This window comes from Enterobacter sp. 241F3 (genome assembly GCF_034106785.1).
Classification (GTDB): domain Bacteria; phylum Pseudomonadota; class Gammaproteobacteria; order Enterobacterales; family Enterobacteriaceae; genus Enterobacter; species Enterobacter vonholyi.
On record NZ_JAWNDD010000002.1, the window covers coordinates 39,595 to 58,507 of the forward strand.

22 protein-coding genes, 1 other RNA gene and 1 pseudogene are annotated in these 18,913 nt (G+C 54.5%); 13 read left to right on the plus strand and 11 right to left on the minus strand.

What is annotated here, in order from left to right; translation table 11 throughout:
• Positions 1-36: 36 nt before the first annotated feature.
• The 6 genes from UR504_RS07440 (at position 37) to UR504_RS07465 (ending at position 4,869) form a co-directional block, all read left to right on the plus strand.
• Positions 37-345: a phage tail assembly protein gene (locus UR504_RS07440; protein WP_203461261.1), complete on the plus strand. Its 309-nt coding sequence runs from the start codon at positions 37-39 to the stop codon at positions 343-345.
• Complete coding sequence (locus UR504_RS07445) at positions 342-500, plus strand: GpE family phage tail protein (RefSeq protein ID WP_316326018.1); 159 nt, start codon at positions 342-344, stop codon at positions 498-500. The genes UR504_RS07440 and UR504_RS07445 overlap by 4 nt, the downstream gene beginning before the upstream one ends.
• The gene (locus UR504_RS07450) at positions 490-2,937 is read left to right on the plus strand and encodes a phage tail tape measure protein (protein ID WP_320739553.1); all 2,448 of its coding nucleotides are present in this window, start codon (positions 490-492) and stop codon (positions 2,935-2,937) included. Before UR504_RS07445 ends, UR504_RS07450 begins: the two co-directional genes overlap by 11 nt.
• A gap of 12 nt (positions 2,938-2,949) precedes the next feature.
• Positions 2,950-3,414 (plus strand): phage tail protein, encoded by a 465-nt coding sequence (locus UR504_RS07455; protein WP_150182732.1) that lies wholly within the window; start codon positions 2,950-2,952, stop codon positions 3,412-3,414.
• Entirely contained in the window at positions 3,411-4,574 is a 1,164-nt protein-coding gene (locus UR504_RS07460; RefSeq protein WP_320739555.1) for a phage late control D family protein, read from the plus strand. Before UR504_RS07455 ends, UR504_RS07460 begins: the two co-directional genes overlap by 4 nt.
• 76 nt (positions 4,575-4,650) lie before the next feature.
• Positions 4,651-4,869 carry a DNA-binding transcriptional regulator gene (locus UR504_RS07465; protein ID WP_071847085.1) on the plus strand — a complete coding sequence of 73 codons (219 nt, stop codon included), beginning with the start codon at positions 4,651-4,653 and terminating at the stop codon, positions 4,867-4,869.
• Positions 4,870-5,013: 144 nt separating this feature from the next.
• On the opposite strand, the gene rplS is transcribed toward UR504_RS07465, so the two are convergent.
• From rplS to ffh, 5 genes are all read right to left on the minus strand, one after another.
• A complete protein-coding gene (rplS, locus tag UR504_RS07470) occupies positions 5,014-5,361 on the minus strand; it encodes a 50S ribosomal protein L19 (RefSeq protein ID WP_002914145.1) in 348 nt (115 codons plus the stop codon).
• A gap of 43 nt (positions 5,362-5,404) precedes the next feature.
• Positions 5,405-6,172, minus strand: a complete 768-nt coding sequence (gene trmD / locus UR504_RS07475; protein WP_014832949.1) for a tRNA (guanosine(37)-N1)-methyltransferase TrmD — start codon at positions 6,170-6,172, stop codon at positions 5,405-5,407.
• Positions 6,173-6,203: 31 nt separating this feature from the next.
• Positions 6,204-6,743 carry a ribosome maturation factor RimM gene (gene rimM, locus UR504_RS07480; RefSeq protein WP_223561258.1) on the minus strand — a complete coding sequence of 180 codons (540 nt, stop codon included), beginning with the start codon at positions 6,741-6,743 and terminating at the stop codon, positions 6,204-6,206.
• A 15-nt stretch (positions 6,744-6,758) separates the two neighbouring features.
• Complete coding sequence (rpsP, locus tag UR504_RS07485) at positions 6,759-7,007, minus strand: 30S ribosomal protein S16 (protein ID WP_003863133.1); 249 nt, start codon at positions 7,005-7,007, stop codon at positions 6,759-6,761.
• A 116-nt stretch (positions 7,008-7,123) separates the two neighbouring features.
• Complete coding sequence (ffh, locus tag UR504_RS07490; RefSeq protein ID WP_014884878.1) at positions 7,124-8,485, minus strand: signal recognition particle protein; 1,362 nt, start codon at positions 8,483-8,485, stop codon at positions 7,124-7,126.
• Positions 8,486-8,651: 166 nt separating this feature from the next.
• On the opposite strand from ffh, the gene UR504_RS07495 reads away from it, so the two are divergent.
• Positions 8,652-9,443 (plus strand): inner membrane protein YpjD, encoded by a 792-nt coding sequence (locus tag UR504_RS07495; RefSeq protein WP_032623031.1) that lies wholly within the window; start codon positions 8,652-8,654, stop codon positions 9,441-9,443.
• Between the two features lie 18 nt (positions 9,444-9,461).
• A complete protein-coding gene (locus tag UR504_RS07500; protein WP_039263458.1) occupies positions 9,462-10,748 on the plus strand; it encodes an HlyC/CorC family transporter in 1,287 nt (428 codons plus the stop codon).
• A 52-nt stretch (positions 10,749-10,800) separates the two neighbouring features.
• Here the strand turns inward: UR504_RS07500 and grpE are convergent, their stop codons facing one another.
• Complete coding sequence (grpE, locus tag UR504_RS07505; protein WP_136195203.1) at positions 10,801-11,394, minus strand: nucleotide exchange factor GrpE; 594 nt, start codon at positions 11,392-11,394, stop codon at positions 10,801-10,803.
• A gap of 122 nt (positions 11,395-11,516) precedes the next feature.
• Here grpE and nadK point away from each other — a divergent pair, with 122 nt between their 5' ends.
• From nadK to bamE, 3 genes are all read left to right on the plus strand, one after another.
• On the plus strand, positions 11,517-12,395 hold the full coding sequence (gene nadK / locus UR504_RS07510; protein ID WP_008502500.1) for an NAD(+) kinase: 879 nt from the start codon (positions 11,517-11,519) through the stop codon (positions 12,393-12,395).
• A gap of 85 nt (positions 12,396-12,480) precedes the next feature.
• A complete protein-coding gene (gene recN, locus UR504_RS07515) occupies positions 12,481-14,142 on the plus strand; it encodes a DNA repair protein RecN (RefSeq protein WP_023616819.1) in 1,662 nt (553 codons plus the stop codon).
• 138 nt (positions 14,143-14,280) lie between these two features.
• Complete coding sequence (bamE, locus tag UR504_RS07520) at positions 14,281-14,619, plus strand: outer membrane protein assembly factor BamE (protein ID WP_008502502.1); 339 nt, start codon at positions 14,281-14,283, stop codon at positions 14,617-14,619.
• A 97-nt stretch (positions 14,620-14,716) separates the two neighbouring features.
• Here bamE and UR504_RS07525 read toward each other — a convergent pair whose 3' ends face one another.
• On the minus strand, positions 14,717-15,004 hold the full coding sequence (locus UR504_RS07525; protein ID WP_008502503.1) for an RnfH family protein: 288 nt from the start codon (positions 15,002-15,004) through the stop codon (positions 14,717-14,719).
• Entirely contained in the window at positions 14,994-15,431 is a 438-nt protein-coding gene (locus UR504_RS07530; protein ID WP_014832955.1) for a type II toxin-antitoxin system RatA family toxin, read from the minus strand. The genes UR504_RS07525 and UR504_RS07530 overlap by 11 nt, the downstream gene beginning before the upstream one ends.
• A 156-nt stretch (positions 15,432-15,587) precedes the next feature.
• Here UR504_RS07530 and smpB point away from each other — a divergent pair, with 156 nt between their 5' ends.
• A complete protein-coding gene (gene smpB / locus UR504_RS07535; protein WP_008502505.1) occupies positions 15,588-16,070 on the plus strand; it encodes an SsrA-binding protein SmpB in 483 nt (160 codons plus the stop codon).
• A gap of 89 nt (positions 16,071-16,159) precedes the next feature.
• Positions 16,160-16,523: a transfer-messenger RNA gene (ssrA, locus tag UR504_RS07540) on the plus strand.
• Between the two features lie 141 nt (positions 16,524-16,664).
• Here the strand turns inward: ssrA and UR504_RS07545 are convergent.
• From UR504_RS07545 to UR504_RS07555, 3 genes and pseudogenes are all read right to left on the minus strand, one after another.
• Complete coding sequence (locus tag UR504_RS07545) at positions 16,665-17,711, minus strand: bifunctional transcriptional activator/DNA repair enzyme AdaA (protein ID WP_196346712.1); 1,047 nt, start codon at positions 17,709-17,711, stop codon at positions 16,665-16,667.
• Positions 17,695-18,471, minus strand: coding sequence for an isocitrate lyase/PEP mutase family protein (locus tag UR504_RS07550; RefSeq protein ID WP_302236659.1), 777 nt, complete (start codon positions 18,469-18,471; stop codon positions 17,695-17,697). The genes UR504_RS07545 and UR504_RS07550 overlap by 17 nt, the downstream gene beginning before the upstream one ends.
• Before the next feature lie 158 nt (positions 18,472-18,629).
• Positions 18,630-18,827: pseudogene (locus UR504_RS07555) on the minus strand (nucleotidyltransferase domain-containing protein); the annotation flags it as partial.
• Between the last annotated feature and the right edge of the window lie 86 nt (positions 18,828-18,913).

Here is an 18,913-nt window from a genome sequence, read left to right on the forward strand (position 1 = left end):
GCCGGTCACTTACTCACATTCAAAGAGAGCAACATCATGGAAAACATCAACGAAACCGCCACCACTGAAACCGAAAACCCGAACATAGTGATCCTCGATAATCCAATTATGCGCGGTGAGCAAAAAATCGAACAGGTGACCGTGACCAAACCCAACGCCGGAACCCTGCGCGGCGTGAGTCTGGCCTCGCTGGCAAACTCTGACGTCGACGCGCTGATTAAGGTGCTGCCGCGCATGACGTACCCGGCGCTGACCGAGCCCGAGGTTATGCGTCTGGAAGCGTCAGACCTGATTTTGTTCGCCGGTAAGGTGGTCGGTTTTTTGTCGCCATCTTCGGCACGCTGACCTTCCCGGATAACCTTTCGGTCGATGACCTGATGGCGGATATCGCGGTGATATTTCACTGGCCGCCATCAGAGCTAAATTCCCTGAGCGTGGCCGAGCTCATCACATGGCGCGAAAAGGCGCTGCAGCGAAGCGGACACCACCATGAGCAATAACGTCAGACTTGAGGTACTGCTGAACGCAGTTGACCGGGCAAGCCGACCGCTTAAAGCTATCCAGACTGCCAGCAAGACCCTTGCTGGCGATATCCGCACTTCTCAAAACAGCCTGCGCGATCTGAATGCGCAGGCTGGCCGAATTGATGGATTCAGGAAAGCGAGCGCACAGCTTGCCGTGACAGGCCAGTCGCTTAACAAGGCGAAACAGGAAGCCGCCGCGCTGGCCGTCCAGTTTAAAAACACGCAGAACCCCACAACCGCGCAGGCGCGCGCGATGGAGGCGGCAAAGAAATCCGCCGCTGACCTGCAGCTCAAATACAACAGTCTCAGGCAGTCGGTACAGCGCCAGCGCACCGAGCTCGCACAGGCCGGGATTAATACCCGCACCCTGTCGGCAGATGAGCGCCGACTGAAAACCAGCATCAGTGAAACAACTGCACAGCTCAACCGACAGCGCGAGGCACTGGCTCGGGTCAGTCAACAGCAGGCGCGACTGAGTCGGGTTAAAGAGCGTTATCAGGCCGGAAAATCCCTTGCCGGAGGCGCTGCTGCGGCAGGCGCGGCGGGTGTCGGATTCGCCACGGCGGGAACGATGGCCGGAGTGAAGTTGATGATGCCGGGCTATGAATTTGCACAGAAAAACTCTGAGCTGCAGGCCGTGCTCGGCGTCGATAAACAGTCACCCGAAATGGAGGCGCTGCGCAAACAGGCGCGCCAGCTCGGGGACAATACCGCTGCGTCTGCAGACGATGCGGCGAGCGCGCAGATTATCATTGCGAAAAGCGGCGGGGATGCCGCAGCGATTCAGGCGGCGACGCCGGTCACGCTGAATATGGCGCTGTCTAACCGGCGCTCGATGGAAGAAAACGCCGCGCTGCTGACGGGTATGAAATCCGCGTTTCAGATGTCTAACGACCAGATCGCGCACATCGGCGACGTGCTGTCGATGACCATGAACAAAACGGCCGCTGACTTTGACGGGCTGAGCGACGCGCTGACGTATGCTGCGCCGGTGGCAAAAAATGCCGGGGTCAGCATCGAGCAGACAGCCGCAATGGTCGGCGCGCTCCATGATGCCAAAATCACCGGCTCGATGGCGGGGACGGGCAGCCGTGCCGTCCTGAGTCGCCTGCAGGCTCCGACCGGTAAGGCATACGAGGCTATCAAAGAGCTCGGCGTTAAAACGTCTGACAGCAAGGGCAACACGCGCCCGATATTCGCCATTCTGAAAGAAATGCAGCGCAGTTTTGAGAAAAACAATCTCGGAACAAGCCAGAAAGGCGAGTACATGAAAACCATCTTTGGTGAGGAAGCCAGCTCGGCGGCGGCGGTACTGATGACCGCTGCCTCAAGCGGCAAACTCGACCAGCTCACGGCGGCGTTTAAAGCCTCGGACGGGAAAACCGCTGAGCTGGTCAAAATCATGCAGGACAACCTCGGCGGTGACTTCAAAGAATTCCAGTCAGCTTATGAGGCCGTCGGTACTGACCTGTTTGACCAGCAGGAGGGCTCACTGCGTAAGCTCACCCAGACCGCCACGAAATATGTGTTAAAGCTCGACGGCTGGATCCAGAAAAATCAGGGGCTGGCGCAAACCATCGGCATCATCGCAGGCGGTGCAATGGCAATAATTGGCATCGTCGGGGCAATTGGTCTCGTTGCCTGGCCGGTTATTACCGGCATTAATATGTTAATAGCCGGTGCATCGCTGCTCGGAACGATTTTCTCGGTGGTGGGTGGTGCCATTATGGCCGTGCTCGGGGCGCTTACCTGGCCGATAGTGGCTATTGGCGTTGCCATCGTCGCCGGTGCGCTGCTTATCCGCAAATACTGGGAGCCAATCAGCGCGTTTTTCTCGGGTGTAATGGAGGGGCTAAAGCAGGCTTTTGCCCCTGTAACGGAATTATTCGAACCGTTAAAGCCGGTTTTTGACTGGCTGGGTGACAAACTGAAAGCGGCGTGGCAGTGGTTTAAAGACCTGATCGCACCGGTTAAATCGACGCAGGAGACGCTCGACAGCTGCAAAAATGCGGGTGTGATGTTCGGTAAGATGCTGGCCGAAGCGCTGATGTTACCGCTCAAAAGCTTTAATACATTGCGTACCGGCGTTAACTGGCTGCTGGAAAAGCTTGGGGTTATCAATAAAGAATCGAGCGACCTCGACCAGAAGGCCGCAAAAGCCAGTGCCGCCACCGGCTCGCAAAATGGGTCTTATATTCCGGCAACCTCAGCATATGGCGGTTATCAGGCATATCAGCCGGTAACGGTACCCACTGGTAAGACTTACGTCGACCAGAGCAAGCCTGAATACAACATCAACCTGAATGGTGGCATCGCGCCGGGCAGCGACCTTGACCGGCAGCTACGCGAGGCTGTCGATAAATTCGACCGGGAAAACCGTGCGCGTCAGCGCTCAAGTATGCGCCATGACTGAGGGAGATAAAGCATGTTAATGGTTTTAGGTTTGTTTGTGTTTGAGCGCCGCACGCTGCCCTATCAGTCCATGCAGTATTCGAAGGATTACCGCTGGGCGTCAAACGATCGTATCGGAAAGCCACCGGCTTACCAGTATCTCGGGGAAGGTGAAACCACGCGCACGCTGTCGGGCGTGCTCTATCCCGAAATTACCGGCGGACGTCTGTCACTGACCGCCATCGAGCTGATGGCAGACGAGGGGCGCGCGTGGCCGCTGATTGACGGAACGGGCATGATCCACGGCATGTATGTCATCGACAAAGTGACGCACACGCACACCGAGCTATTCAGCGACGGAGCGGCGAGAAAAATCGAGTTTAGCCTTTCGCTTAAGCGTGCAGATAAATCGCTGGCAGCCATTTATGGCGACCTGAAAACGCAGGCCGACAATCTGGTCACGTCTGCCGGTGACTGGCTGGGAGGGCTGGCGGGATGATTACGGGTATGAATATTCAGGCCGGGGCGAAGATAGCTCCGGCGTTTATGCTCAAGCTGGATAACGAGGATATCACGCAGGATTTTAGTGACCGCCTAATCAGCCTGACCATGACCGACAATCGCGGATTCGAGGCCGACCAGCTCGATATAGAGCTCGATGACACTGACGGCCAGATAGCTTTGCCACCGCGCGGCGCAACGTTGACGCTGTGGTTAGGCTGGCAGGATTCCGCGCTGATAAAAAAAGGGACGTTCACGGTCGACGAAATCGAGCACAGGGGCGCACCCGATACGCTGACCATCCGGGGGCGCAGCGCCGATTTTCGCGGTACGCTGAACTCGCGCCGGGAACAGTCATGGCATGACACCACGCTCGGGCAAATTGTGGAGACGATTGCGGCACGCAATAAACTGACGGCCAGCGTGGCCGACACGCTGAAACCCGTCGCGGTGCCTCACATTGACCAGTCGCAGGAATCCGACGCGGTGTTTCTGTCCCGTCTGGCTGACCGGAACGGGGCGTCAGTTTCGGTGAAAGCGGGGAAACTTTTATTCCTGAAAGCGGGGAGCGGTAAGACGGCCAGCGGGAAGCCCATTCCGCAGATGACGCTTGAGCGAGGCGACGGCGATCGTCATCAGTTTGCCATTGCTGACCGGGAAGCCTATACCGGCGTTACGGCAAAGTGGCTGCACACCAAAGACCCGAAGCCGCAAAAGCAAAAGGTGAAGCTCAAGAGAAAGCCCAAAGAGCAACACCTCCGCGCGCTGCAGCACCCGAAAGCGACCAAAGCCCCGGCGAATGCCAAAACCAAAAAAGAGCAGGAAGCGCGCGAAGGTGAGTATATGGCCGGTGAGGCTGACAACGTGCTGGAGCTGACGACCATTTACGCGACAAAGGCGCAGGCCATGCGCGCCGCTCAGGCGAAGTGGGACAAGCTACAGCGCGGTGTCGCGGAGTTTTCAATATCGCTGGCTATTGGCCGCGCCGATTTATTTCCTGAAACGCCAGTCGCGGTGAAAGGCTTTAAGCGCGTTATAGACGAGCAGGCATGGATAATCAGCCGGGTGGTGCATAACCTCAACGGGAACGGCTACACGACGAATTTAGAGCTTGAGGTTAAGATTTCGGATGTTGAGTACGAGCAAGTCAACGATTAAACAATGCAAACTTTATCTTGCAAATGCAAATCTGAGGTTTATCATCCCGACTAGGTCATGAGAGGGGGATATAATTATGATGCACTGTCCGTTATGCCAGGACGCTTCACACGCAAGGTCAAGCCGGTATTTAAGCACTGAAACAAAAGAGCGTTATCACCAGTGCCAAAACATAAACTGTGGCTGTACTTTTGTAACACACGAAACACTTGCAAGGTACATAGTTAAGCCAGGTGAAGTGGTGCCAGCCCCGCCCCACCCCTCAAAATACAATCAGGGTAGTCTGTGGCTTTGAACCTGCTCCGGCAGGTTTTTTTATTTCTATCGCCAAAACGTTAATCTCTGCCGCCAATTTGCCGCCATCGCCAATAAAAAAGGGGTTAGCATTACGCTAACCCCTTGTTTTCTACAAGCTTTCGGATGTTGCGAAAGCGCGTTATTAGTTCAGACGCTCTTTAATACGAGCAGACTTACCAGTACGCTCACGCAGGTAGTACAGTTTAGCTTTACGTACAGCACCACGACGTTTAACAGCAATGCTGTCAACTACCGGAGAGTGAGTCTGGAAGACACGCTCAACGCCTTCGCCGTTGGAAATTTTACGAACAGTGAATGCAGAGTGCAGACCGCGGTTACGAATAGCGATAACCACGCCCTCGAATGCCTGCAGACGTTTTTTGGAACCTTCAACAACCCATACTTTCACTTCCACGGTGTCACCTGGACGGAAGGAAGGTACGTCCTGCTTCATCTGCTCTTGTTCAAGTTGCTTAATAATGTTGCTCATAATTTAATCTCTTATCCTGGGTAAACTGATATTCGGGAGCGTATTACGCATTCCCATCATGTTCATGCTGCTGGTGCGCGTGTTCAGTTTTGAACTCGGCCAGCAACTTTGCTTGCTCTTCAGTCAGAGCCAGGTTTTCCAGAAGTTCAGGTCTTCTAAGCCAGGTTCGGCCCAGCGACTGTTTCAAACGCCAGCGACGTATCTCGGCATGGTTTCCAGACAGTAACACTGCCGGAACTTCCATCCCTTCTAACACTTCAGGACGAGTATAGTGTGGACAGTCCAGCAACCCGTCGGCAAAGGAATCTTCCGTTGCCGAAGCTTCATGGCCCAGAACACCCGGAATAAACCGGGCGACGGAGTCAATCAGCGTCATTGCCGGTAACTCACCACCGCTGAGAACGTAATCGCCGATAGACCATTCTTCGTCAATCTCGGTTTGAATTACGCGCTCATCTATCCCTTCGTAGCGCCCACAGACCAGAATCAGCTTTTGATTCGTCGCCAGTTCGCTCACGCCCGCTTGATCAAGCTTGCGTCCCTGAGGTGACAGATAAATCACCTTTGCGCCTTCACCTGCCGCGGCTTTTGCTGTGTGAATGGCGTCCCGTAAGGGTTGCACCATCATTAGCATCCCCGGTCCGCCGCCGTAAGGACGATCGTCCACGGTACGGTGCCGGTCATGAGTAAAGTCACGAGGACTCCAGCTCTGGATGCTCAGCAGGCCATTCTTTACTGCCCGGCCAGTTACCCCGTAATCGGTAATCGCGCGGAACATTTCAGGAAACAGGCTAATTATGCCAATCCACATAGCGCCGTCTTTTACCGTTTATCCGGAGAATTTAAAAACCAGGATCCCAATCTACTTCAATGGTTTGAGTAGTGAGATCGACTTTCTTGATAACCTGTCCATCGAGGAACGGGACCAACCGCTCCTTGATGCCAAATGCATCTTTCAGGTTTGCCTTAATGACGAGAACGTCATTCGACCCGGTTTCCATCATATCGATGACTTTCCCCAGGCTGTAGCCTTCGGTAGTGACTACCTGGCAACCCATAAGGTCTTTCCAGTAGTAGTCGCCCTCTTCCAGCTGTGGCAACTGCGACGAATCCACGACAATTTCACAATTAGTCAGCGCATTCGCGGCATCACGATCGTCAACGCCTTTCAGCTTGATGATGATGTCCTGATTGTGGTGACGCCAGCTTTCCAGCTCGACCTCTTCCCACTTACCGCCTTTCTGGATAAACCAGGGCTGGTAATCAAAAATGCTATCAGCGTCTTCAGTGGAGGAAAACACTCTGAGCCAACCACGGATACCGTAGCAAGAACCCATTTTTCCCAATACGATCGGTTCAACAGGTGCTTTACTGCTCATCATGACCACCGTGACAGATTAAGCTGCTTTGTTTGCTGCTTTGATCAGCGTAGCAACGCGATCGGAAACAGTAGCGCCCTGGCCAACCCAGTGAGCGATACGATCCAGATCCAGACGAGTTTCTTCTTCTGCGCCAGCGGCCAGTGGGTTGAAGAAACCAACGCGCTCGATGAAGCGACCGTTGCGTGCATTACGGCTGTCAGTCACAACAACCTGGTAGAACGGACGCTTTTTAGCGCCGTGACGTGCTAAACGAATAGTTACCATAACATCCTCTTGTGTGAATAAAACAACCGGGCCCCATCGAGGAACGGAGCCCGGGTGTCATATTAAAAGCCCGAAAATTTTACTCATTTTCGGGCAAAAAGCAATCTCAAAAGCGATTAACGCCCTGGAAAACCGGGAGGCATCATCCCTTTCATCCCACGCATCATCTTCGCCATGCCGCCTTTCTTCATTTTCTTCATCATGCGCTGCATGTCGTCGAACTGTTTCAGAAGGCGGTTAACGTCCTGCACCTGCATGCCGCAACCGGCTGCGATACGGCGTTTACGGGAACCTTTGATGATGTCCGGGTTAGCGCGCTCTTTCAGCGTCATCGAATTGATGATCGCCTCCATACGCACCAGCACCTTGTCATCCATCTGCGCTTTCACGTTGTCAGGGATCTGGCCCATGCCCGGCAGTTTGCCCATCAGGCTGGCCATGCCGCCCATGTTTTTCATCTGACGCAGCTGCTCAAGGAAGTCGGTGAGATCGAAACCGTCGCCTTTTTTCAGCTTGCTGGCGAGTTTCTCAGCCTGCGCGCGGTCAACCTTGCTCTCAATATCTTCGATCAGCGACAGCACGTCGCCCATGCCGAGGATACGGGAGGCAATACGGTCCGGGTGGAACGGCTCGAGCGCTTCAGTTTTCTCGCCCACGCCGAGGAATTTGATCGGCTTGCCGGTGATGTGGCGAATCGAGAGGGCCGCACCGCCGCGGGCGTCACCGTCCACTTTGGTCAGCACCACGCCGGTTAACGGCAGCGCTTCGTTAAACGCTTTCGCGGTATTCGCCGCATCCTGACCGGTCATTGCGTCGACAACAAACAGGGTCTCTACCGGGTTGATAGAGGCATGCACCTGCTTGATCTCGTCCATCATCGCTTCGTCAACGTGCAGACGACCGGCGGTATCCACCAGCAGCACGTCGTAAAATTTCAGCTTCGCCTCTTTCAGCGCGGCGTTAACGATGTCGACAGGCTTCTGCGCCACGTCGGACGGGAAGAAATCTACGCCGACCTGCTCGGCCAGAGTTTCCAGCTGCTTGATCGCCGCCGGGCGATAGACGTCCGCAGAGACCACCAGCACTTTCTTCTTGTGCTTTTCACGCAGGAATTTACCCAGCTTACCGACGCTGGTGGTTTTACCCGCACCCTGCAGGCCCGCCATCAGCACCACGGCCGGAGGCTGAGCGGCCAGGTTAAGCACCTGGTTCTCTTCACCCATCGCCGAAACCAGTTCATTACGAACGATTTTGACGAACTCCTGACCCGGGGTCAGGCTCTTGTTAACTTCATGACCAACCGCCTTCTCTTTTACGCGGTTGATAAAATCACGAACAACCGGCAACGCGACGTCTGCTTCCAGCAGCGCCATGCGCACTTCGCGCAGCGTTTCCTTGATGTTCTCTTCAGTAAGGCGTCCGCGGCCGCTGATGTTGCGCAGCGTGCGCGACAAACGATCGGTTAAATTATCAAACATTGTCTCTCGCCTGAGTAGAAACGTTGGGTCGCATTGAGCGACACATACACAGAATTTTGGCGGAGTATAACATGAAGGCGCCTTTGTTGTTATGCAACGGTTGGAGCAGGCGTCACGTAACGTTATACTGCTTCTCTTTCTTATTAAGACAACTGTCGATGCCTATATGCCTGTTTTCGCACTGATCGCCCTTGTTGCCTACTCTGTCAGCCTCGCGCTGATTATTCCCGGACTGCTGCAAAAAAACAGCGGCTGGCGGCGCATGGCTATTCTTTCGGCGGTGATCGCACTGATTAGCCACGCCTTTGCGCTGGAATCACGCATCATCCCCGGTGACGGCAGCGTGCAAAACCTGAGCGTCCTCAACGTCGGCTCGCTGGTCAGCCTGATGATCTGTACGGTAATGACCATCGTCGCGTCTAAAAATCGCGGCTGGCTGCTGCTGCCAATTGTCTACACCTTCGCGCTGATCAATCTGGCCCTCGCCACCTTTATGCCTAATGAGTTCATTACGCATCTGGAGGCGACGCCGGGGATGCTGGTGCATATCGGCCTGTCGCTCTTTGCCTACGCGACGCTGATTATCGCCGCGCTTTACGCCATGCAGCTCGCCTGGATTGACTACCAGCTGAAAAACAAAAAGCTGGCCTTTAACCATGAAATGCCGCCGCTGATGGTCATTGAGCGTAAGATGTTCCACATCACCCAGGTGGGGGTGGTGCTGCTGACGCTCACGCTCTGCACGGGGCTGTTTTACATGAAGAACCTGTTCAGCGTGGAGAATATCGATAAAGCGGTGCTCTCCATCATCGCGTGGTTTGTCTATATTGTCCTGTTATGGGGCCATTATCATGAAGGCTGGCGCGGTCGTCGCGTGGTCTGGTTCAACGTCGCGGGTGCGGGCATTCTCACCCTTGCCTATTTTGGCAGCCGCTTCATACAGCAATTTGCTGGCTAAGAAACAAAGGAGTTCCCCCTGGAACACATCTCTACCACCACGCTGATCGTTATCCTGATCGTCATGGTGGTCATCTCCGCCTATTTCTCCGGCTCGGAAACCGGCATGATGACCTTAAACCGCTACCGGTTACGTCATCGTGCTAAACAGGGTAACCGTGCCGCACGTCGCGTTGAAAAGCTGCTCCGCAAGCCGGATCGCCTGATAAGCCTGGTGCTCATCGGCAACAACCTCGTCAACATTCTGGCATCTGCCCTCGGCACCATCGTCGGGATGCGCCTCTACGGCAACGCCGGGGTGGCGATTGCCACCGGCGTGCTGACGTTCGTGGTGCTGGTGTTTGCCGAAGTGCTGCCGAAAACCATCGCCGCGCTTTATCCTGAGAAAGTTGCCTACCCGAGCAGCTTCCTGCTGGCACCGCTGCTGATCCTGATGATGCCGCTGGTCTGGCTGCTGAACATGGTGACGCGCGTCCTGATGCGGATGGTGGGAATCAAAGCCGACGTCACCATCAGCAGCGCACTCAGCAAAGAGGAGCTGCGCACCATTGTGAATGAATCCCGCTCGCAGATCTCCCGACGCAATCAGGACATGCTCCTGTCGGTGCTGGATCTGGAAAAGGTGAGCGTGAACGACATCATGGTGCCGCGTAACGAAATCGTCGGTATCGACATTAATGACGACTGGAAAGCCATCGTTCGCCAGCTGACGCACTCCCCGCACGGGCGCATTGTGCTCTATCGTGATTCACTGGATGACGCTATCAGCATGCTCCGCGTGCGCGAAGCGTACCGTCTGATGACCGAGAAAAAAGAGTTCACCAAAGAGGTGATGCTGCGCGCCGCCGACGAAATTTACTACGTGCCGGAAGGAACGCCGCTCAGCACGCAGCTGGTAAAATTCCAGCGAAACAAGAAGAAGGTCGGCCTGGTGGTCAACGAGTACGGCGATATCCAGGGGCTGGTGACGGTCGAAGATATTCTGGAAGAGATTGTCGGGGACTTTACTACCTCAATGTCGCCCTCCCTCGCGGAAGAGGTCACCCCGCAAAACGATGGCTCGGTGCTGATTGACGGCAGCGCAAACATTCGTGAACTCAACAAAGCCTTTAACTGGCATTTACCCGAAGATGAGGCTCGCACCATTAACGGGATGATTCTGGAAGCGCTGGAAGAGATACCGGCAGCGGGCACGCGGGTGCGCATTGAACAGTACGATATTGATATCCTGGACGTGCAGGACAATATGATCAAGCAGGTGAAAGTCCTGCCCGTAAAACCCCTGCGCGAAAGTATCGCGGAGTAAGGTTGTAGGCCGGGTAAGGCGAACGCCGCTACCCGGCACTACGGATTGCGAATTACGCTTTCGCTTTCGCCACGGTCACCATCGCCGCGCGAATGGTACGGCCGTTCAGGGTGTAACCTTTCTGCATTACGCCCAGTACCTTACCGGCTTCAATCTCTTCAGATTCAACCATCGCAATCGCCTGGTGAACGTTTGGATCCAGCGGAACGTCGGTATCGGCAATCACTTCCACGCCAAACTTACGCACCACGTCGAGCATGGATTTCAGCGTCAGTTCGATGCCTTCGATCATTGCCGCGTTGTCCGGATTCGCTTTGTCAGCCACTTCCAGCGCGCGATCGAGGCTATCGATCACCGGCAGCAGTTCGTTGACGAATTTCTCCAGCGCGAACTTGTGCGCCTTCTCAACGTCCTGCTCGGTACGACGACGCAGGTTTTCCATTTCCGCCTTGATGCGCAGAACACTCTCGCGTTCGCGATTCTGTGCTTCTACCAGTTGGGCTTCCAGATTCGCAATTTTTTCATCGCGCGGGTCCACCTGCTCAGCAGATGCGTCTGGCTCTACAGCCTCAACTTCATCGTGCTGTTCCGTGATAATTTCTTCAGGGGCTTGCCCCTCAGGCGTTTTCTGTTCTTTACTACTCATGAATTTCTCCGCGTTTTTCTGCATTCATCTCGCTAACTTCGCTTATTATGGGGATCAGTTTCCTGGATTCAAGGGAACAAGACAGATTGTCATCATTCATCAGGCACAAGGACCTCCAGAAAATGAATAATCATTTCAGGTGTATTGGGATCGTCGGGCATCCGCGTCACCCTACCGCACTAACGACACATGAAATGTTGTATCGCTGGTTGTGTAGCAAAGGCTATGAAGTGATGGTCGAGCAGCAGATTGCCCAGGAGCTGCAGCTGAAGAGCGTCAAAACCGGCACGCTGGCGGAAATTGGCCAACAGGCCGATCTCGCCGTGGTGGTGGGCGGCGACGGCAACATGCTAGGCGCGGCGCGCACGCTGGCGCGTTATGACATCAAGGTCATCGGCATCAACCGTGGCAATCTCGGTTTTTTAACCGATCTCGACCCGGACAATGCCCAGCAGCAGCTGGCCGACGTGCTGGAAGGTCACTATATCAGTGAAAAACGCTTTTTACTGGAGGCACAGGTGTGCCAGCAGGACTGTCAGAAGCGCATCAGCACCGCGATTAACGAGGTGGTTCTTCACCCCGGAAAAGTGGCGCACATGATCGAGTTTGAAGTCTATATCGACGAAATCTTTGCCTTCTCCCAGCGTTCCGACGGGCTGATTATCTCGACACCGACCGGCTCAACCGCCTACTCGCTGTCTGCCGGCGGCCCGATTCTGACCCCCTCTCTGGACGCCATTACCCTGGTGCCGATGTTCCCGCACACGCTCTCCGCCCGCCCGCTGGTCATCAACGGCGACAGCACGATTCGTCTGCGCTTCTCGCACCGCCGTAACGACCTGGAGATCAGCTGCGACAGCCAGATAGCGCTGCCAATTCAGGAAGGTGAAGATGTGCTTATTCGCAGGTGTGATTACCACCTGAACTTGATTCATCCGAAAGATTACAGCTATTTCAACACATTAAGCTCAAAGCTAGGCTGGTCAAAAAAATTGTTCTGATTTTGCATCCAGGACTTTACTGTATATAAAACCAGTTTATACTGTATGAAAACACAGTTATGGTTTTTCATACAGGAAAACAATTATGCTGGCACAACTGACCATCAGCAACTTTGCCATTGTTCGTGAGCTTGAGATCGATTTCCACAGCGGCATGACGGCGATCACCGGGGAAACCGGTGCAGGTAAATCCATTGCCATTGATGCCCTCGGCTTGTGCCTTGGCGGCCGCGCCGAGGGGGACATGGTGCGCATGGGCGCAAACCGTGCCGACCTGTGCGCCCGCTTCTCCCTGAAAGACACCCCTGCCGCCCAGCGCTGGCTGGAACAGAACCAGCTTGAAGATGGACGTGAGTGTTTACTTCGCCGCGTGATCAGCAGCGACGGTCGCTCCCGCGGCTTTATCAACGGCACGGCGGTCCCGCTCTCCCAGCTTCGTGAACTCGGCCAGCTGCTTATTCAGATCCACGGTCAGCACGCGCATCAGCAACTCGTCAAACCCGAACAGCAGAAAGCGCTGCTGGATGGCTATGCGGGTGAGTACGCGCTTACTCAGCTTATGGCCGAGCACTATCGCCAGTGGCATCAGAGCTGCCGCGAGCTCGCTCAGCACCAGCAGCAAAGCCAGGAGCGTGCCGCCCGCGCGGAGCTGCTGGAATACCAGCTCAAAGAGCTGAATGAATTTAACCCGCAGGCGGGTGAGTTTGAGCAAATCGACGAAGAGTACAAACGCCTGGCGAACAGCGGGCATCTGCTCTCAACCAGTCAGAATGCGCTCAACCTTCTGGCCGATGGCGAAGACGTGAACCTGCAGAGCCAGCTGTATAACGTCCGCCAGCTGCTTACCGAACTGGTCGGCATGGACAGCAAACTTTCTGGCGTCCTGGATATGCTGGAAGAGGCAGCCATTCAGATCTCTGAAGCCGGTGATGAACTGCGCCACTACTGTGAGCGTCTGGATCTCGACCCGAACCGTCTGTTTGAGCTGGAACAGCGTATCTCCCGTCAGATCTCGCTGGCGCGCAAGCACCACGTTACGCCGGAAGAACTCCCGGGTTACTATCAGTCTCTGCTGGAAGAACAGCAGCAGCTTGACGATCAGGCTGACTCGCTGGAAACCCTCTCCCTGGCGGTGAGCCTGCACCATGAACAGGCGCTGGCCACAGCGCAAAAGCTGCATGAAATCCGTCAGCACTATGCTCAGGAGTTAAGCCAGCACATTACCGACAGCATGCACACGCTGGCGATGCCGCACGGCGTCTTCACCATTGACGTTCGCTTTGAAGAGAATCACCTGACGGCGGAAGGTGCGGATCGCATCGAATTCCGCGTCACCACCAACCCGGGGCAGCCGTTGCAGGCGATTTCCAAAGTGGCCTCCGGCGGTGAACTGTCGCGTATTGCGCTGGCGATTCAGGTGATCACCGCGCGTAAAATGGACACCCCGGCGCTGATTTTCGATGAAGTGGATGTCGGCATCAGCGGCCCGACGGCGGCAGTGGTGGGTAAACTGCTGCGCCAGCTCGGCGAATCAACGCAGGTGATGTGTGTCACCCACCTGCCGCAGGTTGCGGGCTGCGGTCATCATCACTTTATCGTCAGCAAAGAAACCGACGGTGAAATGACCGAAACGCACATGAAGCCGCTGGATAAACGTGCTCGCCTGCAGGAGCTGGCACGCCTGCTCGGCGGCAGCGAAGTCACGCGCAATACGCTTGCGAACGCGAAAGAACTGCTGGCGGCATAAACTTTTTCGGGATCTCAGGGTCATACAGAACAACAAAAACGCCGCCAGACCGGTTTCAAAGTGGGGCAAGGTCTATTATCATCGGCATATTACATATGAGCCGCGTTCTGCTCGGGCCCGAAAAGGAATCAAATCACTATGCGTTGTAAAATGCTGACCGCTGCCGCAGCGGTTCTTCTGATGTTGACCGCAGGCTGTTCCACTCTGGAGAAAGTGGTTTACCGTCCTGACATCAACCAGGGGAACTACCTTACCCCTAACGATGTGTCCAAAATCCGCGTGGGGATGACACAACAGCAGGTCGCTTATGCACTGGGAACCCCGATGATGTCCGATCCGTTTGGCACTAACACCTGGTTCTATGTATTCCGCCAGAAGCCGGGCCATGAAGATGCGACCCAGCAGACCCTGACGCTGACCTTCAGCAGCGCCGGTGTGTTGACCAACATCGACAACAAGCCTGCCCTGACCAAATAATCCGGTGTCAGAAATGCAAAAAGGTGCTCATTGAGCACCTTTTTGTTTTGTGTTGATCCCCTCGCCGCTTTGGGGAGAGGGTAAGGGGAAGAAAGCGCTACTTGCTGGCCTTCTCCGCACGCTGACGACGCAACTCTTTCGGGTCGGCAATCAGCGGACGATAAATCTCCACCCGGTCGCCCTCTTTCAGCACATCGCCCAGCTTCACCGGACGGCTGTAAATCCCGACCTTATTCTTCGCCAGGTCGATATCGCTGCGAAGCTCCAGGATGCCGGAAGCACGGATGGCCGCCTCAACGGTCGCCCCCTCTTCCAGCGTCACGCGCTGCAGATACTGCTTCTCCGGCAGCGCGTAAACCACTTCCACAGCAATCTTATGCGACACTGTAAACCTCTTTGGCGCGGGTGGTGAACGCCTGAACCATATTCGATGCCAGCTCTTTAAAGATGCGGCCAAACGCCAGCTCAATCAGCTTATTGGTGAACTCGAAGTCCAGATGGAACTCAATGCGGCAGGCGTCAGCGCTCAGCGGCGTAAACTTCCAGCCCCCCATCAGGGTCTTAAACGGACCATCCACCAGATGCATCAAAATACTCTGATTGCTCGTCAGCGTATTACGGGTGGTGAACGTCTTGCTGATCCCCGCTTTGGAGACATCCACCGCCGCGGTCATCTGCGTCGGGCCAGACTCCAGAACGCGGCTCCCGGTGCATCCCGGAATAAACTCTGGATAAGACTGAACGTCGTTCACTAACTGATACATTTGTTCCGCGCTGTAAGGCACAAGCGCAGTACGGCTAATCTGAGGCATAGCATTTCCCATGGTCACACAACGGACAAATAATAACATTTATCACCTGTTAAAAAAACGCTAAGCCTCATCTCGTGCTAAGATAGCGCGTTAGACCTCACAGGACGCAATGAGGTGACTTTTTGAAATCAGATTACCGACGGCTTTACGACACTTATGACGAAGAAAAAAGCACATAAACCAGGCTCGGCGACCATTGCGCTCAACAAGCGTGCTCGCCACGAGTATTTCATTGAAGAAGAATTCGAAGCTGGCCTTGCGTTGCAGGGCTGGGAAGTAAAATCGCTGCGCGCTGGGAAAGCCAACATCGGCGATAGCTACGTGATCCTGAAAGATGGCGAAGCCTTCCTGTTCGGCGCAAACTTTACGCCGCTGACCGTCGCCTCTTCACACTACGTGTGTGACCCAACGCGCACGCGTAAACTGCTGCTAAACAAGCGTGAACTGGAATCCCTCTACGGACGCATCAACCGTGAAGGTTTCACCGTGGTCGCCCTGTCGCTGTACTGGAAAAACGCCTGGTGCAAAGTGAAAGTTGGCGTCGCGAAGGGTAAAAAACAGCACGACAAACGCACTGACCTGAAAGAGCGCGAATGGCAGTTGGACAAAGCGCGCATTATGAAAAACGCAGGACGTTGATTCTGCACACTTATTGTACTATTCAATAAGTTAGCGTTCCGGGCTGGTATCCAGGAAGTGAAATCTGGTATACTCAGTTCAACACTATTGGGGCTGATTCTGGATTCGACGGGATTTGCGAAACCCAAGGTGCATGCCGAGGGGCGGTTTGCCTCGTTAAAAGCCGCAAAAAAATAGTCGCAAACGACGAAAACTACGCTTTAGCAGCTTAATAACCTGCTCTGAGCCCTCTCTCCCTAGCTTCCGCTCTTAAGACGGGGATCAAAGAGAGGTCAAACCCAAAAGAGATCGCGTGGAAGCCCTGCCTGGGGTTGAAGCGTTAAAACTAATCAGGCTAGTTCGTTAGTGGCGTGTCTGTCCGCAGCTGGCGTGCGAATGTAAAGACAAACTAAGCATGTAGTACCGAGGATGTAGAAATTTCGGACGCGGGTTCAACTCCCGCCAGCTCCACCAAAATTCTCCATCGGTGATTACCAGAGTCATCCGATGAAGTCCTAAGAGCCCGCACGGCGCAAGCCCTGCGGGCTTTTTTGTACCCTCAACATGTCCCGCGAAGTCCGTAAAATTTCCCGGCGACACAGAAACATCACGCCATTAAACATTATTTCTCTCATGCTCAATGAGCCATTCTTTGCGTGAAATCCCCCCTCCGTAACCTGTCATCGCGCCATCTTTTCCAATTATCCTGTGACAGGGGATCACAATCGCAATCCGGTTGGCACCGTTAGCGGCAGCGACGGCGCGCACAGCATTGGGCTTATTAAGCCGTAGTGAAATGGCCTGATAGTGTGAGGTCTGTCCATAGGGAACAGCACGCAACGCATGCCAGACGGATTGTTGAAAATCACTGCCCGGAGCATCTAAAGCCAGATCAAACTGTCGGCGGGTTCCGGCAAAATACTCGCCGATCTCTTTTACTGTCTGCCGGGTATGGCTGTTTTCGCCGGTGACGATTCTGGCGTTAAATAAACGCTGGATATCGCGAAATTCTGTTTCTAACATCCGGCGATCGGTAAACTCCAGCAGACAGACTCCCCGCTCTGTCGCGCAGACAAACATCGGCCCAAGCGTCGTGGTAAACCGGTGAATGACTATCACCTGGGTTGCCTGAGTCGGCGCTGCGCCAGTAAGCCGCTTGTAGGTATAACCAAAGCCGCTAAGCGATTCATAGCCATTGTCCAGCGCAACGTCAGTCGCCGCTCGTCCACTTTTTAGCTCCTGCAGGGCAACGTTCACCCGCTGCATTCGCTGGAAAGCCTGAAAAGTGATGCCGTGATGTTGCAGGAACCAGCGCCTTACCCGCTCCGGGCTGATGCCATGCTGACGAAGCTCCGCGTCTGCTACACGGGATTTAATATCGCGCCTGACAAGCGCAAGCGCCTGCTCAACGAATAATGGCGCGCTGTGCGCATTTTCCGCAGGTCTGCAGACCTTACAGGGACGAAAGCCGTCCGCCAGGGCAGATTTGGCATCTTTATAAAATTCGACATTTTCGCGCTTGGGCTTTCGCGCCCGGCATACCGAAATGCAGAATACGCCAGTGGTTTTGACGCCAACAAAAAACACGCCAGTGTAGTCTGAAGCACGTTCAAGTAATGCCTGATACCAGATATCACACAGATTTTTATCGGTTATTTTCATCACCAAAAAGTCCTTCAAACGTCTGACGAGATCGGATCGCATGCATGACATCAATCAGCGTTGACTGCATCGCTGAATGAACAAAATTGCCCATTGAAATGCGGCTTACCCCTGCCCGTTTCAGCCTGTCGAATGACGGAAGATCGGGCATACACATGACATTCAAAGGCAATCCCGTTGCCTCTGCAATGAGGCTGATGTCTTTCTCTGAAGTCAGGCAGGGAACAAAAAGGCCGTCAGCACCTGCAGCTTTGTAGCGTTGACCCCGTAATATCGTCTCCTGCAACGCGTCTTCATGCCCGAGCAGGTAAGTGTCAGTCCGGATGTTCAGAAACAGGCTGGAATTTTCGCTTCTCAGCGTATCGCATACTGTTCTCAGGTTACGGGAAAAATCAGAGGCATCGTCAAGCTGACGAACCCCGTTTATGACTCGGCTGTCTTCGAGGTTAACGCCTGAGACGCCTGTCTGAGCAAGGCGCCGCAGATTGTCTGCTATCTCTTCGGCTGAATCACCATACCCTGCTTCCATGTCAACGCTCAATGGCAGGCTGCTGGCAGCCCGGATCCGGGTGACCATATAAAATAACTCATCAAACGGCACTCGCTGCCCGTCGTCATATCCCAGTGTGGACGCTATAGCTGCACTGGACGTTCCCAGAACCTGGTAGCCTGCTTTTTTCGCTGCGACAGCACTGGCGGCATCCCAGACGTTGGCGATAAGAAGAGGCTCATGCTGATAGTGGCGTTCTGCAAAGTTCATATTCATATCCTCTCGATAGATTGAAAATGAATCTAAGCACTCAGGAAGAACCTCACAACCGAAATTCAGACGACCATTTTTTAGCAAACGTCGTCTGAACATGGGGGGCGGAACAGACCAAAACCTTTCAGGCCCGGGCTCCGGCTTTCAGCATGGCTAAGCAGACGAGGCTCTCCCACATGTTCCCCGGTGAAAGCATGGAGCAGGTGACCCAGTGTTCCGGCGAGCACAATACGCTGAGCCATGATTTCGTCATAGTAGAGAGGGTCTACCACAACGACAAAATCGAGATCGGAGTATTTATCAAACCCGCCATGAACAAGCGAGCCGCCAGCGAGAAGGGAGTGAATCTGCGATCATTCCACCACAATCACTACGTCCAGCCCTGACAGAGCTCATTCATCTTCTCGCTTGAGAAGCTACCCTCTCCCTTTGACCAACA